14 protein-coding genes are annotated in these 13,369 nt (G+C 41.2%); 2 read left to right on the plus strand and 12 right to left on the minus strand.

Going from position 1 to position 13,369, the window contains the following annotated elements:
* Positions 1-47: 47 nt before the first annotated feature.
* The 3 genes from ACTJKG_RS16485 to ACTJKG_RS16495 form a co-directional block, all read right to left on the minus strand.
* On the minus strand, positions 48-740 hold the full coding sequence (locus ACTJKG_RS16485; RefSeq protein ID WP_172337949.1) for a carbonic anhydrase: 693 nt from the start codon (positions 738-740) through the stop codon (positions 48-50).
* An 8-nt stretch (positions 741-748) separates the two neighbouring features.
* Positions 749-2,356, minus strand: a complete 1,608-nt coding sequence (locus ACTJKG_RS16490) for a SulP family inorganic anion transporter (protein ID WP_440739845.1) — start codon at positions 2,354-2,356, stop codon at positions 749-751.
* 140 nt (positions 2,357-2,496) lie between these two features.
* Complete coding sequence (locus ACTJKG_RS16495; RefSeq protein ID WP_440739846.1) at positions 2,497-2,766, minus strand: hypothetical protein; 270 nt, start codon at positions 2,764-2,766, stop codon at positions 2,497-2,499.
* 343 nt (positions 2,767-3,109) lie between these two features.
* Here ACTJKG_RS16495 and ACTJKG_RS16500 point away from each other — a divergent pair, with 343 nt between their 5' ends.
* Entirely contained in the window at positions 3,110-3,520 is a 411-nt protein-coding gene (locus ACTJKG_RS16500; protein WP_172337952.1) for a VOC family protein, read from the plus strand.
* Positions 3,521-3,834: 314 nt separating this feature from the next.
* Here the strand turns inward: ACTJKG_RS16500 and rpsJ are convergent, their stop codons facing one another.
* The 6 genes from rpsJ to ACTJKG_RS16530 form a co-directional block, all read right to left on the minus strand.
* On the minus strand, positions 3,835-4,140 hold the full coding sequence (gene rpsJ / locus ACTJKG_RS16505) for a 30S ribosomal protein S10 (RefSeq protein ID WP_022830652.1): 306 nt from the start codon (positions 4,138-4,140) through the stop codon (positions 3,835-3,837).
* A gap of 118 nt (positions 4,141-4,258) precedes the next feature.
* Complete coding sequence (fusA, locus tag ACTJKG_RS16510) at positions 4,259-6,370, minus strand: elongation factor G (protein ID WP_172338438.1); 2,112 nt, start codon at positions 6,368-6,370, stop codon at positions 4,259-4,261.
* A gap of 174 nt (positions 6,371-6,544) precedes the next feature.
* Positions 6,545-7,012, minus strand: coding sequence for a 30S ribosomal protein S7 (gene rpsG / locus ACTJKG_RS16515; RefSeq protein ID WP_090462876.1), 468 nt, complete (start codon positions 7,010-7,012; stop codon positions 6,545-6,547).
* Between the two features lie 19 nt (positions 7,013-7,031).
* Entirely contained in the window at positions 7,032-7,445 is a 414-nt protein-coding gene (rpsL, locus tag ACTJKG_RS16520) for a 30S ribosomal protein S12 (RefSeq protein WP_002993550.1), read from the minus strand.
* 165 nt (positions 7,446-7,610) lie between these two features.
* The gene (locus tag ACTJKG_RS16525; RefSeq protein WP_172338437.1) at positions 7,611-8,339 is read right to left on the minus strand and encodes a hypothetical protein; all 729 of its coding nucleotides are present in this window, start codon (positions 8,337-8,339) and stop codon (positions 7,611-7,613) included.
* A 37-nt stretch (positions 8,340-8,376) separates the two neighbouring features.
* The gene (locus ACTJKG_RS16530; RefSeq protein WP_440739847.1) at positions 8,377-9,657 is read right to left on the minus strand and encodes a hypothetical protein; all 1,281 of its coding nucleotides are present in this window, start codon (positions 9,655-9,657) and stop codon (positions 8,377-8,379) included.
* Positions 9,658-9,743: 86 nt separating this feature from the next.
* On the opposite strand from ACTJKG_RS16530, the gene ACTJKG_RS16535 reads away from it, so the two are divergent.
* On the plus strand, positions 9,744-10,949 hold the full coding sequence (locus ACTJKG_RS16535) for a hypothetical protein (protein ID WP_172338435.1): 1,206 nt from the start codon (positions 9,744-9,746) through the stop codon (positions 10,947-10,949).
* Between the two features lie 78 nt (positions 10,950-11,027).
* On the opposite strand, the gene ACTJKG_RS16540 is transcribed toward ACTJKG_RS16535, so the two are convergent.
* From ACTJKG_RS16540 to ACTJKG_RS16550, 3 genes are all read right to left on the minus strand, one after another.
* Complete coding sequence (locus tag ACTJKG_RS16540; protein WP_172338434.1) at positions 11,028-11,213, minus strand: hypothetical protein; 186 nt, start codon at positions 11,211-11,213, stop codon at positions 11,028-11,030.
* A gap of 624 nt (positions 11,214-11,837) precedes the next feature.
* Positions 11,838-12,893 (minus strand): hypothetical protein, encoded by a 1,056-nt coding sequence (locus ACTJKG_RS16545; RefSeq protein WP_440739848.1) that lies wholly within the window; start codon positions 12,891-12,893, stop codon positions 11,838-11,840.
* A gap of 130 nt (positions 12,894-13,023) precedes the next feature.
* Positions 13,024-13,230 carry a cysteine-rich CWC family protein gene (locus ACTJKG_RS16550; protein WP_440739849.1) on the minus strand — a complete coding sequence of 69 codons (207 nt, stop codon included), beginning with the start codon at positions 13,228-13,230 and terminating at the stop codon, positions 13,024-13,026.
* Between the last annotated feature and the right edge of the window lie 139 nt (positions 13,231-13,369).

The raw sequence follows: 13,369 nt of genomic DNA on the forward strand, positions 1-13,369 counted from the left end.
CAGGTATTGAGGGAGAATCCTTGAAGGCTTAAGGGCAGCAGCCTTTATTAATGTTGAGCAACAGCATTTGCGTTGTCAAACTCATACACATAACCCAGGTTATGCGGACTGCTGCTGGAAACTTTTAAATCCTTGATCAAACCTGTACCCAGGTCAATCACCCAGCCATGAACTTCCAGGTCATGGCGTTCCTGCCATGCATTTTGTATAATGGTGGTTTTGCACACGTTGTATACCTGTTCGCTTACATTAAGCTCCACCAGGCGGTTGGTGCGTTCCTGTTGGTCTTCAATAGCATCCAGTTCTTTAGCGTGCAAACGGTAAACGTCTTTTATATGGCGCAACCAGTTGTCAATAACACCAAATTGCTTGTTACTCATAGCAGCAGCTACGCCGCCGCAACCGTAGTGACCGGCCACAATAACGTGTTTTACTTTAAGCACGTTTACTGCGTAGTCCAATACGCTCAGCATATTCATGTCAGAGTGTACCACTACGTTGGCAATGTTGCGGTGTACAAACACTTCGCCTGGTTTGGTACCTGTTACTTCATTGGCAGGTACGCGGCTGTCGGCGCAGCCTATCCATAATACTTCGGGGCTTTGGCCTTTAGCCAGTTTTTTAAAATAGTCTGAGTCTTCCTGTAGTTTCAGGTCAACCCATTGGCTGTTGCCGCGTATCAGGGCATTATAGCTACCGTCGTTATTTACCAGTTTTAAATTATTATCTATTGAGGTCATGATTTTTCTTAGTTAGTGGGGTTATACATTAATTCTTTTAAAGGAGGTATATCGTACTTGTCCTTTATTTCATGCAGTTGCACAACGATGCCTTTAGTGTAGGCATTGTGCTTGTAATTGTGGATGATCTCGATCACGTCCGGGTCAATAAACCTGGAATTGGAGCCATCGATGATCACATCTGTGCCTTTAGGTAAGCTGGTTAGCGTTATCTGTATGGCCGCTTTATTTAAAAAGGATACCTCCTCGGCAAGCTTTATCCTAATCACCTTTTTATCGCCATTACGATCGATCTGGTAGAAGTAGGGGTTGCGCAAATTGGTACGCAGGATATAAAATATACCCACCAGCATACCAATGCCCACGCCTATCAACAGATCGGTTAGTACTACGGCAACAATGGTTACTACAAATGGTATAAACTGGCTCAGCCCTAAATGCCACATGTGTTTAAACAGGCTGATGCGGGTTAGTTTATAACCGGTCATGAGCAGTATAGCTGCCAGGCACGATAACGGGATGAGGTTGATGAGGAAGGGGATGCAAAGCAAGGATACCAGCAGGAGCAAACCATGTATGATGCTGCTCATTTTGGTACGCGCGCCAGCATTTACGTTGGCCGATGAGCGTACAATTACGGCAGTCATAGGCAAGCCGCCTAATAAGCCGCTGGTGATGTTACCAATTCCCTGGGCCACCAGTTCGCGGTTGGTGGGTGAAATACGCTTTATCGGGTCGATCTTATCAACAGCTTCGAGGCTAAGCAAGGTTTCCAGGCTGGCTACTACGGCTATGGTAAACGCAGTTATCCAAACCTCTTTATTGCCGATCTGGCTAAAGTCGGGCGATTTGAATAAGCCGAAAAACTCGGCGCTGCTGTTTACGATAGGTATGTGTACAAACTGCTTATCCAGCAAGGCAAATCCACTTCCTTTAAATACCATACTCAAACCAACACCAGCCAAAACAACCAGTAGCGGGGCCGGAACAATGGCCAGCTTTTTGAATTTTGGCCAGTAAATAAGCAGTAGTAACGAAACCGCAGTAATAATAACTGCCCCGTAATTGATACGGGCTACCGCGCGCAGGATACCTGAAAAAGTATTGTGTTCGTCTATCTGACTAAAGCGCTCATCACCCTCAAAGTCGGCATCATAACCAACAGCATGTGGAAATTGCTTCATGATCAGGATGATACCTATGGCCGCAAGCATGCCTTCAATTACCGATGAAGGGAAGTAATTGGCAATGGTACCCGCCTTTAATATACCCAGGAGCATCTGGAAAACACCGGCCAGCACAATGGCCAGCAAAAAGGTTTCGTACGCGCCAAGTTTGGTTATGGCATTCAATACAATAACCGTTAAACCGGCCGCCGGACCTGCCACGCTCAGTTGCGAACCACTGAAGGTGCCTACTACAATACCACCAATAATGCCGGTTAATACGCCGGCGAATAAAGGAGCGCCCGAGGCCAGTGCTATTCCCAAACATAGAGGGAGCGCAACCAGAAATACAACGACACTTGATGGAATATCCTTTTTTAAGTTTTTGGATAAGAAATATTTTTTCAGGTTGAGATTGCCCGCAGCAAAGCCACCTTGCTTATCTTGCATAAGATCGATAATTTGAATGAAGCCTTCCTTCCGATCATATCGGAGGATAGTTTCATCATCGTTAATAAATTATTTTGACGAAAAATTTAAATGAATTGTAAAGCGTTAGCATCCGGATAGGGAAGTATCCGGTTAATCATTTAAACGTTGGGTGGCGGCGTGGGGACAACAGGGTGATATGCCTGTTTATATAGATGGTCTTCCTGATTATGAAGTATATTGTTTTCTGCAACAAATGTAATATAGGCTACACTGTGCATATAATATTCATCAAAGGCTTTTTTCTCCTTAAAAGTGTCCTTATCCGGGTTTTCTTTTTCGGTTTTAGATTCCTGCTCAAGCTGTAGTATAACTGCTCTTACTGTTTTATTATCAAGATACAAAAACGCAGGCGCAAGGGATATAGCCATCTTTATCATAAAGACACCCATAAACATTACTACTATCAGCGTTTTGAAATTCCTGATCCTCATTACTACAAATATACAATTTTACAGCTGTTAGAACGTAGCGAATATGATTTTAGTCTAATCTTACAATTTAATTACTATTTAGCCTCACCTGATCCGCTCCAAAGAGTATCAGCTCATGAAAGGCATTTGCTAAAAAAGAGATCAAAGCCAAAATACAGGGTAATAACCTGTTGTCATAATTTGCCCTTAATTTGTCGTTTTTACACCTCATCGGGTTGCATTAATGCCCGTATGTTTGTTTCAGACATTTAAACAAATAAACATCTAATCATCAAACATCATGGCAACTCAAATTTTTGTAAACCTACCTGTTAAAGACCTTAACAAATCAATCGAGTTTTTTACCAGCCTGGGCTATAGCTTCAATCCACAGTTCACTAATGAACAGGGTGCATCATTGGTTATCAGCGATAATATATTTTTTATGCTGTTAACCGAGCCATTCTTTAAATCATTTATTAAAAAAGATATCGCCGATGCTACCAAAGTAGCCGAAACCATTAATTGTATTTCGGTTGATAGCCGGGAAACAGTTGATGAAATTGTGCACAAGGCAGTAGCCGCAGGTGCCACAGTACCTAACGAAAAACAGGATTATGGCTGGATGTACAGTCACGGTTTCCAGGATCTTGACGGTCACCTGTGGGAATTTGCCTATATGGATATGAGCGCTATACCGCAGCAAATGTAATAGATGTACGGATGTGCAGATTTCAAATGTGTAGATTGAAATTTCCTTAAAAAGGCGTCATTGCGAGGTACGAAGCAATCCCCAATTGGCAGAGTCACTCCGCGCCGTTGTTGGTGTTGTCACCAACAACTTATTATGGTCGACCAAGCAGTAGAATGTTGGTGACAACACCAACATTGGCGAGGCAAAGTGCACAAATAGATCCTTCGTTCCTCAGGATGACAAATGGTAAAAGCATTATAAAAAAAACGCCATCCGATTTCGGATGGCGCTTTTTTATGTTGTCCCACACCTTTCAGTGGGCCGGTCGTCTATCAAACTTTGATCTCAACTTCAACACCGCTTGGCAATTCAAGCTTCATCAGGGCATCTACAGTTTTTGAGTTAGAGCTGTAAATATCTAATAAGCGCTTGTATGAGCATAATTGAAATTGCTCACGTGCTTTTTTGTTTACGTGTGGTGAACGTAATACAGTGAAAATTTTCTTTTCGGTTGGTAAAGGAAGTGGTCCGCTAACTACAGCGCCAGTTGGCTTTACTGTTTTTACGATCTTCTCGGCAGATTTGTCTACCAGGTTGTAATCGTAAGATTTTAATTTGATCCTGATTCTTTGGCTCATTTTATTTTTTGTTTTTAGTTACCCTAAGAGCTATTTATTAGAGTAACTGTGATTTATTGTAAGATTACACCGATCATCTGTGAAATCACAAAAAGATCGGTGTAATCAAAGATTTGTTTTACGCGTTTTGAGCAGCTTTTTTGCCTTTTGCTTTGGCTACTACTTCGTCCTGTACGTTACGTGGCGCTTCAGCATAGTGATCAAACTCCATGGTTGAAGTAGCACGGCCTGAAGTAATGGTACGTAACTGGGTTACATAACCAAACATTTCAGAAAGTGGCACAGTAGCTTTAATAACCTGTGCACCTGCACGTGAATCCATACCTAACAGTTGGCCACGACGACGGTTCATGTCACCGATAACATCACCCATGTTTTCTTCAGGGGTTAAGATCTCGATTTTCATGATCGGCTCAAGCAATACTGGTTTACATTTTGGCAATGCCTCACGGTAAGCCATTTTAGCAGCTAACTCAAATGATAAAGCATCCGAATCGACAGCGTGGAACGAACCATCAATTAAACGAACTTTTAAGCTAGTTAATGGATAGCCGGCTAATACACCGTTTACCATGGAAGCCTCAAAGCCTTTTTGAACAGATGGGATAAACTCACGAGGGATTGAACCACCGCTAATTTCGTTCACAAACTGTAAACCTTCTTTACCTTCGTCATTTGGAGAAAGGATAACCTGTATATCTGCAAATTTACCACGACCACCGGTTTGTTTCTTGTATGTTTCGCGGTGTTGAATAGTACCTGTGATAGATTCTTTGTAAGCTACTTGCGGAGCACCCTGGTTAACCTCTACTTTAAACTCACGTTTTAAACGGTCCATGATGATATCCAAGTGAAGCTCGCCCATACCTGAAATTACAGTTTGGCCGGTTTCTTCGTCAGAGTTTACACGGAAGGTTGGATCCTCTTCGGCTAATTTACCAAGAGCCATACCTAATTTATCTACGTCGGCCTGAGTTTTAGGCTCAATAGCTAAACCGATAACCGGCTCTGGGAAGTTCATTGACTCCAGAATGATCGGGTGTTTCTCGTCGCAAAGAGTATCGCCAGTTTTGATATCCTTAAAGCCTACTACCGCAGCAATATCACCTGCACCTACGTTAGGGATAGGGTTTTGCTTGTTAGCGTGCATTTGGAATATACGGCTGATACGCTCTTTGTTGTCAGAACGCATGTTATGTACGTATGAACCAGCTTCCAAGTTACCAGAGTAAACACGGATAAAGCACAAACGGCCTACGAATGGGTCAGTCGCGATTTTAAATGCTAAAGCTGCAAATGGCTCTTTAACATCTGGTTTACGTAATATCTCTTCGCCAGTATCAGGGTTAGTACCGATGATACCTTCTACGTCCATTGGTGAAGGCAATAATTCCATCACATAGTCAAGCATGGTTTGTACACCTTTGTTTTTGAAAGATGAACCGCAAACCATAGGAACAATCTTAGCATCTAAAACCGCTTTACGTAAAGCGTCAAGCACTTCGCGTTCAGTGATGGTTTCAGGAGCGTCAAAGAATTTTTCCATCAGGCTTTCGTCATACTCAGCTACTGATTCCAGTAATTTCTCTCTCCACTCGGTTGCTTCTTCGATCATATCCTCAGGGATAGGCACTTCGGTAAAGGTCATACCCTTATCATGCTCATTCCAAACGATACCTCTCCAGTTAATTAAGTCAACCACACCTTTAAAGTTCTCTTCGGCACCAATAGGTAATTGAAGCGGAACGGCGTTGCTGCCTAACATGCTTTTAACTTGTTTAACAACGTTTAAGAAGTCGGCACCAGAACGGTCCATCTTATTAACGAAACCGATACGGGCAACGTTATAGTTGTTAGCAAGCCTCCAGTTAGTTTCAGATTGTGGCTCAACACCATCAACCGCGCTAAAAAGGAAAACCAAACCATCTAATACACGCAGGGAGCGGTTTACCTCTACGGTAAAATCCACGTGTCCCGGAGTATCAATGATGTTCATGTGATAGTTATGGCCTCTGTATTTCCAATTTACGGTTGTAGCAGCAGAAGTGATAGTGATACCACGTTCCTGCTCCTGTGCCATCCAGTCCATGGTAGCAGCACCTTCGTGCACTTCACCAATTTTGTGGCTAACACCAGCGTAATAAAGGATACGTTCGGTTGTGGTGGTTTTACCGGCATCAATGTGGGCGGCAATACCTATGTTTCTTGTATATCTTAGATCTCTTGACATGTTAATTATTGAGTTATTGAATTAGTGAATTAGTGAGTGAAAAATTACTTTTTAAAATTTCAAATCACTGATTCTGTTATTCAGTAAATTTTGTTTAAGGAATTGCGAATTTGTGAATTACCGATTAGCATAATGTTACGTAATCAATAATTCACTAATTCACTAATTCAATAATTAAAACCTAAAGTGTGAGAACGCTTTGTTGGCCTCGGCCATTTTATGCGTATCTTCTTTTTTCTTCACTGCTGCACCTTCACCTTTAGCTGCTGAGATGATCTCACCGGCTAATTTCTCCATCATGGTTTTTTCACCACGACGACGGGCATAGCTGATCAACCATTTCATACCCAAAGCAATTTTACGCTCCGGACGAACTTCGGTTGGTACCTGGAAGTTAGCACCACCTACACGGCGGCTTTTTACTTCAACAGCAGGCATTACATTGTTTAAAGCCTTTTTCCAGGTCTCTAAACCGTTTTCGCTTGTTTTTTTCTCAACGATGTCAACTGCGTTGTAGAATATTGAGTACGCGGTAGATTTTTTACCATCATACATCATGTTATTTACAAACCTTGTTACCAGGGTATCATTGAACCTTGGATCAGGAAGGATAATTCTCTTTTTTGGTTTTGACTTTCTCATTGCTATCTATCCTCCTTAATTATTTCTTTTTACCTTTTGCAGGGGCTGCAGCAGCTTGACCTGGTTTAGGGCGTTTAGTACCATATTTAGAACGACGTTGGTTACGACCGGCTACACCTGATGTATCTAACGCGCCACGGATGATGTGGTAACGTACACCTGGTAAATCCTTAACACGACCACCGCGGATCAACACGATTGAGTGCTCTTGCAAGTTGTGACCTTCACCTGGGATGTAAGCATTTACTTCTTTACCGTTGGTTAAGCGCACACGGGCAACTTTACGCATTGCTGAGTTTGGTTTCTTAGGGGTAGTGGTATACACACGGGTGCATACGCCTCTTCGCTGTGGACAGCTGTCCAACGCTGGTGACTTACTCTTGTCAACCAGAGCTACTCTACCTTTTCTAACTAATTGCTGAATAGTAGGCATTTTTCCTTTTTTGTATTTACAGTTTTATCCTTATTTTAAGGACTGCAAAAGTACGGACTTATTTTTTGATTTTCAAGCGGTTGTGTAAAAAAGTTTTTGTAATGGCTTGATTGGGTGCGGGTGCGAGGTGCGAGAGCGGGATTTTTAGGCGGAATTATTTGCTAATTAAGCTATTGGTGGTGGAGGGAGCAACTCAACAGTAATATTACTGGGGCCGCTGCCATAATACATTTCGCCGCGGAAAAATATGACAGGTGCAAAATCAAAATAACCATTGAACAGCGCATTATGTAATTTACATTCATCGGGCCCAAAATATGGTGTATGCAAACCCTTCACATAAAGCAGGCTTGTTCTGATCGGAACAAAACTGTAATCTACAAATTGCGCCTCGATTTCCTTTTGTAAATAATTAAAATCGGTTCCAAATTCCATGTATGGCGATTCTGTGATTACATTAATGGCACGGTAACCGTAAGCTAATTCATCTGCCTTTTCTTTTATAACAGTTTCATCGACGCCGTATATAGTAAAGTAGGGGGCAATTAAGCTAACGGAAAACCGGATCATTTTTATCCTCAGCAATGCATCATCCTGGTAGCGTTCAAGGGTGAGCTCACCGCTAAAAGATACATCATGCACATAGCTACAGTTGTGTATCTTGCTTTTTGATCCGCTTCGCAGTTTTTTTAGAAAATCAGCCCATGGTTTGTTAAATTTTTTATTTTGGGTAGCATTCTCCTCCATAATGGCCATGATTTTTTTCATCCCAGGATGCGCATTATATTCGGGATCATCGGGCGTTACTCCAATAGGATAATACTGCTTGATGGTTTCGCCTATTTCTGCGTATAATTTATTATAGGGATTATCTAAAGGAAAATAGCGGATCATATTAATTTAATTCACAGTTTATAACTAAAACGGAGTATCATTTTCCAAACTTATCATCCAGCACTATCTTATCCTTATTCCCCAGTTTCACATACTTTATCTCGCCCGAGCCTTCAAATGCGATACAGATACCGGCTATTTGCGTAATGGTTTGGGTGATGGGTTTTGTAAAAATGAGGTTGTTGTTCAGGTAAAGGCTTAATGTCATGTCCTTAACCTCGCATTTGAGTTTTTGGAATTGGCTGAAATCGCAGCCAAAAGCGCTCAGGTCGTTACTTTTGCCAGATACCCAGTCGGATGAGGTGAATATGTTGAGGTCCGAAATACAGCCTTTATCTGCCAATGGAATAACGATGGCATTTTGTTTTCCCAAAATATACAGGATCATTTTCCGGCAGGATGATTCATCCACTCCCGAAGTATTACGCAATGTAGTTTCAAAAGTAAAGTTACCGCCATCAAGCCCGTCAAATTCACGTACATTATAAAAACTGAGCCATTGGCCATTAAATACCGGCGATGATAATTTTAAGGCCAGGGTTTTACTATCCAGGCCCATGCTCCCGGGTTGATGGATATCCTTATCGGCCAGGTAAAGCGGGTTGTTGTTTCTTCTGATAATACCCGTCCACCCGTGCGTTTTAATAAACACCGGATTTTCTTTTTTTAACCTGCCGTTGGCTATCAGTTTGGCTGTAAAATAACCGGGATAGTAATAGATGGAGGTATGCTGCCTGCCGCTTGTGGGGATCCTTTCTACCCGCGATGGATCCCAGCTTTGCTGCAGGGTTACGCTATCTATATTTAAAGCCGACGCATCATAATCAAACACCACAGAATTGGGCAGACCATCGGTCACTTTCCGGCTCGAAAATTTAACCGGTCCGTTGAGGTTGGGTTTTACAGCTTTCGGCGGAGTTAAATTGCGGGCGGCTAATATGCCTAATACCACCACAACCAAGGCCATAGCCATCGCTGCCATAATGTATCCTTTTTGTTTGATGCCTGTTTGTGGTGATGGAGTAGGGAGGCAAGATCTTTTTTCGGCTGCTATATTTTTCTTGTAGCCGCGCCAATCTTCGGCCCCGGCGTAGCGTGCCATGGTATTTAAGGTGGCTGTGGTGGGCGAGCTGTTGTATTTAACCCTTCCCCAGATACGCTTGAGGGTGGTGATGCTCAGCAGCGTACCGGTTTTCTGAAATATTAACTCGCCCAGTTTCTCAAAATCATGATCGCTCCAGGACGAGCTTTCGCCCCAATCCAGCGATCGCTCAACTGTTTTGCACCAGGTATGGATATATAGAGCCTCTTCCTGCATGATTTATGACCGTGAACGGGATTGAATGTACTTGAATATGGGTTTACAGTAATACAATTTCACCTTTAGCTAAAATATCCATAAAGATGAAAAATAAACTTAACCAACACAAAATTAAACCATTAATTACAAGTATGCTATGCCTGTTCCTGTTCAGTACCATGGGTATGGCCCAGGTAAAAACCGGCAAGGGAAAAGTGATAGCTATTCCTTTTGAAGCGAGCCGCTGGGACACTTCTAAGCAGCATGCGGAATTTTTGACCTACAAAAATGCAAAAGCCATGAAAATAGTGCGGGGCAAGGGTGCCAGTAACCAGGTGATATTAAAAGATTTTAGCTTTACCAATGGTACGATTGAGTTTGATACGCAACCTATTGATGGCAGTAAGCCGGCATTCATGAGTGTGTACTTCAGGCAGCAAAGCCCCAGCGAAACCGAAATTGTTTATTTACGCACCCAGCCCGATGAAAGTCAGCAGCGTAATACCGCTATACAGTACGCACCCATATTGCATGGTATAAATATGTGGGATTTATATGGCCATTTCCAGGGACCGGCGCCTATTCGTAACGACGACTGGAATCACTTTAAACTGGTGATATCGGGCCTGCAAATGAAGGTGTATCTGAATAACATGGAACGCCCGGTATTACAAATTCCGCGACTGGAAGGGGAGAGCCGCACCGGGACAATTGCCTTTGACGGGCCAGGCTACTTCGCCAATCTTATTGTAAAACCCAATGAAACGGAAGGTCTATCGCCGGAAGAAGGCATGGACCTTACCAATCATGATATCAATTATATCCGCCGATGGGATGTATCCGCCTCGCAGTTCCTGGAAGATGGGCGGGAACTCATGGTTAAAGACCTGCCCACAGATACCTCCAAATGGAAACCCATACAAGCCGAGCGAAGGGGACTGATTAACCTAAGCCGGGTATACGGAGGGATGGAAAACAGGGGCGGCGGTGTTCAGAGTAAAAACCGGTATGTATGGCTTAAAACTAACATCCACTCTACTAAAGATCAAATAGCCAAAATTCAGCTGGGCTTTAGCGATGAGGTGTATGTGTTTATTAACCGGGGTTTACTCTATGTAGATAAGAATGAATTTGGGCGACCCATCATGAAATATCCCGCCGGGCGGTTGGATATTGCCAACTCGTCGTTTGACATTCCGCTCAAAGCCGGCGACAATGAACTGATCATTGGGGTATCCAACTATTTTTATGGCTGGGGCATTGTTGCCCGCATGCAAAACACGGATGATATTACGATTTTGCAGCAATGATCAAAAACAAAAAAAGAGCGGTAACACTCACGCACCGCTCTTTCATCATTTATCAAAACAAACTCAATTAGCACTTTATTAATAACCATGCGTGCTGTCATGGTAATGATCACCGCGGTTATAACCGTTGTCATAACCATAGCCATTGTGGTACCTATCATGATGGTACCTGCGGTTTCCGTATCCTTCACGTACCATGCAACCTGAGGTTACTGATACGATGGCTGTTAACGCTAACATATATGCAAACAATCTCTTTTTCATGGTGATAACTATTAATGTGGCTGTCTAACTAACAGGCATTATACAGGTTTGACTGCGGTAAAATGAAAAGGATTAATACAGGCGTGGAGGAATGGTATTGCGATGACATACCCATCATTATGAACAATTAGCAACAAAAAAAGAGCGGTAACACTCACGCACCGCTCTTTCATCATTTATCAAAACTTAACTCACTTAAACTTTAACCATTAATAACCACGGTAATGGTAACCGTCATGATATCTGTGATGATACCCATATCCCCCTTCACGTACCACGCAACCCGAGGTTACGGATACTATTGCTGTTAATGCTAACATATATGCAAAAAATCTCTTTTTCATGATGATCGTATTTAAAGTTTTGCCCATCCTTTTAAAGATGTATAACTATATGACTGGATAAAAATGAAAAGGATTAATGGGTGGGAATTTAGAAGAAGTCATGCTGAACTTGTTTCAGCATCCCACATCCTATGTGGTACAGTTGGCGGTGATCTATCTTGCCGAGACGCCGAAATAATAATATTGATAACAACACATATAATGTAATGGTACAGAAACTTATAGAAGATTCTGCAAAATAGAATATGATAAGATAGTGTGATAGAATTTTTAATAAATACTAAACTAACCATTTAAATATAAAATTAGCAATTACTCCAGTTGTTATACCTAAAAATATAGATGTGAAGAATACGGTCCATGTTTTTTCTAATTTTTTCTTGGTTTCATCTTTATATTCGTTTGCTTTTCTTGTTAAAACCAAAAAGCTTGGTTGAATGCTATTTGAGGCGGTATTGTCTATCCATATTCCAAAACCAATTGAAGTTAATAGTGAAATCAGAAGAAATATACTTACCTTAAAATAATGCTGTGTTGAGACGCCACTTGCAATATAAGAGGTGAGGAAATTTAATTGTTGATCGACGGTATGTGTTTTTACCAATGAGAATGATTGGACTTTTTTAAGTTCGGAGTTAATAAAACCTTGTGTTATAACGAACGATCCAATAATACTTGATAAAAAGAAAAGTGCACTAAAGCCAATCGATATTTTGCTACTATATTTTTTTATAAATTTTCGGTATTTGTTATCTTTAATTAGGTGGGATTCGATCTGATTACTTAGCATATTTTCCATGTCAGACCCCCAACTTCTTGCAGTATGCTGAATTGTTATTTTAAACTCTCCTCTTTTAGGCAAAAGGAAAGACAAGGAATCGTCCTCTTCTAATAATTTATTAGTTGCAATGATTAAAAGCTCTATACTTTGTTTTTCAGGTTGAGTTTTATCATGAAATTGAATTAAAAAATCCCAACTCAATTGTACTGCTTCTGAAATTATAGGTTTTACTTCATTATAAGTAACGAGTTCATGATAGCTACCTAATTGTACTGTTGATCTATCTGTAAAATAGATCTTGATATTAAATTGAATTAGTTTTCCATTGTTTTGTTGTGAAACTCGCTGAATTACTAAATCATAAAAACTCTGTAAATCTTTTAAATGAATTTCAAAATTTCCAGATATTCTTTTTGTAATAGTTTGAGGTTTACCCAAAAGTCCTACGATAAACTCTTTAAATTGATCGTTATCGAATGGTAATGCTAAGAAACCTTTTGAAAAATTTTTTGGCTCACTACTAGGGTCTTCGTTGATAATTGTGATTTCTGACATGGTTTAAGTTTTAAGGTTTAGAATCAAAAATAGCACAAAATGTTAAATTTGAAAAATAACCCAATATGTACTATCGCTAATACTATTCACCTAATGGTATCAGTAGGGTTTAATGGCGCACAAAACTATTTTACACCAAGCCCATGCTCTCTCTATATTCCTGCTGAACGATGAGCAGGCAGTTGGCGCACAGGCATCCATCATACATTTCGCTTACGTACTGTACCTCGTTGAGGCTGAGCTGTACGGTACTGCACTGGCACTTGCTGAATGAATTGGCTTTACATTCAAAAGGGGCCTGACAGCGTTCGCAACGGATGATCTCGTGTTTGGTCATTGTTTTTAAAAGTCCATGGTCCATAGTCGATAGACCATAGATTACTTTATTTAGCAAAAGTAGCTAAAGTTGAAATGATTAATAAAACCCTAATGTCATTAATGAAAAAAGTCCATGAACTATAGCTTTTGCAGCTATG

Source organism: Mucilaginibacter sp. 22184 (genome assembly GCF_052045695.1).
In the GTDB taxonomy this organism is placed as follows: domain Bacteria; phylum Bacteroidota; class Bacteroidia; order Sphingobacteriales; family Sphingobacteriaceae; genus Mucilaginibacter.

Excerpts from the sequence above, each read along its gene's own strand:
- ACTJKG_RS16485 (WP_172337949.1), bottom strand. The coding sequence starts at position 740 with ATGACCTCAATAGATAATAATTTAAAACTGGTAAATAACGACGGTAGC.
- ACTJKG_RS16490 (WP_440739845.1), bottom strand. The coding sequence starts at position 2,356 with ATGCAAGATAAGCAAGGTGGCTTTGCTGCGGGCAATCTCAACCTGAAA.
- ACTJKG_RS16495 (WP_440739846.1), bottom strand. The coding sequence starts at position 2,766 with ATGGCTATATCCCTTGCGCCTGCGTTTTTGTATCTTGATAATAAAACA.
- ACTJKG_RS16500 (WP_172337952.1), top strand. The coding sequence starts at position 3,110 with ATGGCAACTCAAATTTTTGTAAACCTACCTGTTAAAGACCTTAACAAA.
- rpsJ (WP_022830652.1), bottom strand. The coding sequence starts at position 4,140 with ATGAGCCAAAGAATCAGGATCAAATTAAAATCTTACGATTACAACCTG.
- fusA (WP_172338438.1), bottom strand. The coding sequence starts at position 6,370 with ATGTCAAGAGATCTAAGATATACAAGAAACATAGGTATTGCCGCCCAC.
- rpsG (WP_090462876.1), bottom strand. The coding sequence starts at position 7,012 with ATGAGAAAGTCAAAACCAAAAAAGAGAATTATCCTTCCTGATCCAAGG.
- rpsL (WP_002993550.1), bottom strand. The coding sequence starts at position 7,445 with ATGCCTACTATTCAGCAATTAGTTAGAAAAGGTAGAGTAGCTCTGGTT.
- ACTJKG_RS16525 (WP_172338437.1), bottom strand. The coding sequence starts at position 8,339 with ATGATCCGCTATTTTCCTTTAGATAATCCCTATAATAAATTATACGCA.
- ACTJKG_RS16530 (WP_440739847.1), bottom strand. The coding sequence starts at position 9,657 with ATGCAGGAAGAGGCTCTATATATCCATACCTGGTGCAAAACAGTTGAG.
- ACTJKG_RS16535 (WP_172338435.1), top strand. The coding sequence starts at position 9,744 with ATGAAAAATAAACTTAACCAACACAAAATTAAACCATTAATTACAAGT.
- ACTJKG_RS16540 (WP_172338434.1), bottom strand. The coding sequence starts at position 11,213 with ATGAAAAAGAGATTGTTTGCATATATGTTAGCGTTAACAGCCATCGTA.
- ACTJKG_RS16545 (WP_440739848.1), bottom strand. The coding sequence starts at position 12,893 with ATGTCAGAAATCACAATTATCAACGAAGACCCTAGTAGTGAGCCAAAA.
- ACTJKG_RS16550 (WP_440739849.1), bottom strand. The coding sequence starts at position 13,230 with ATGACCAAACACGAGATCATCCGTTGCGAACGCTGTCAGGCCCCTTTT.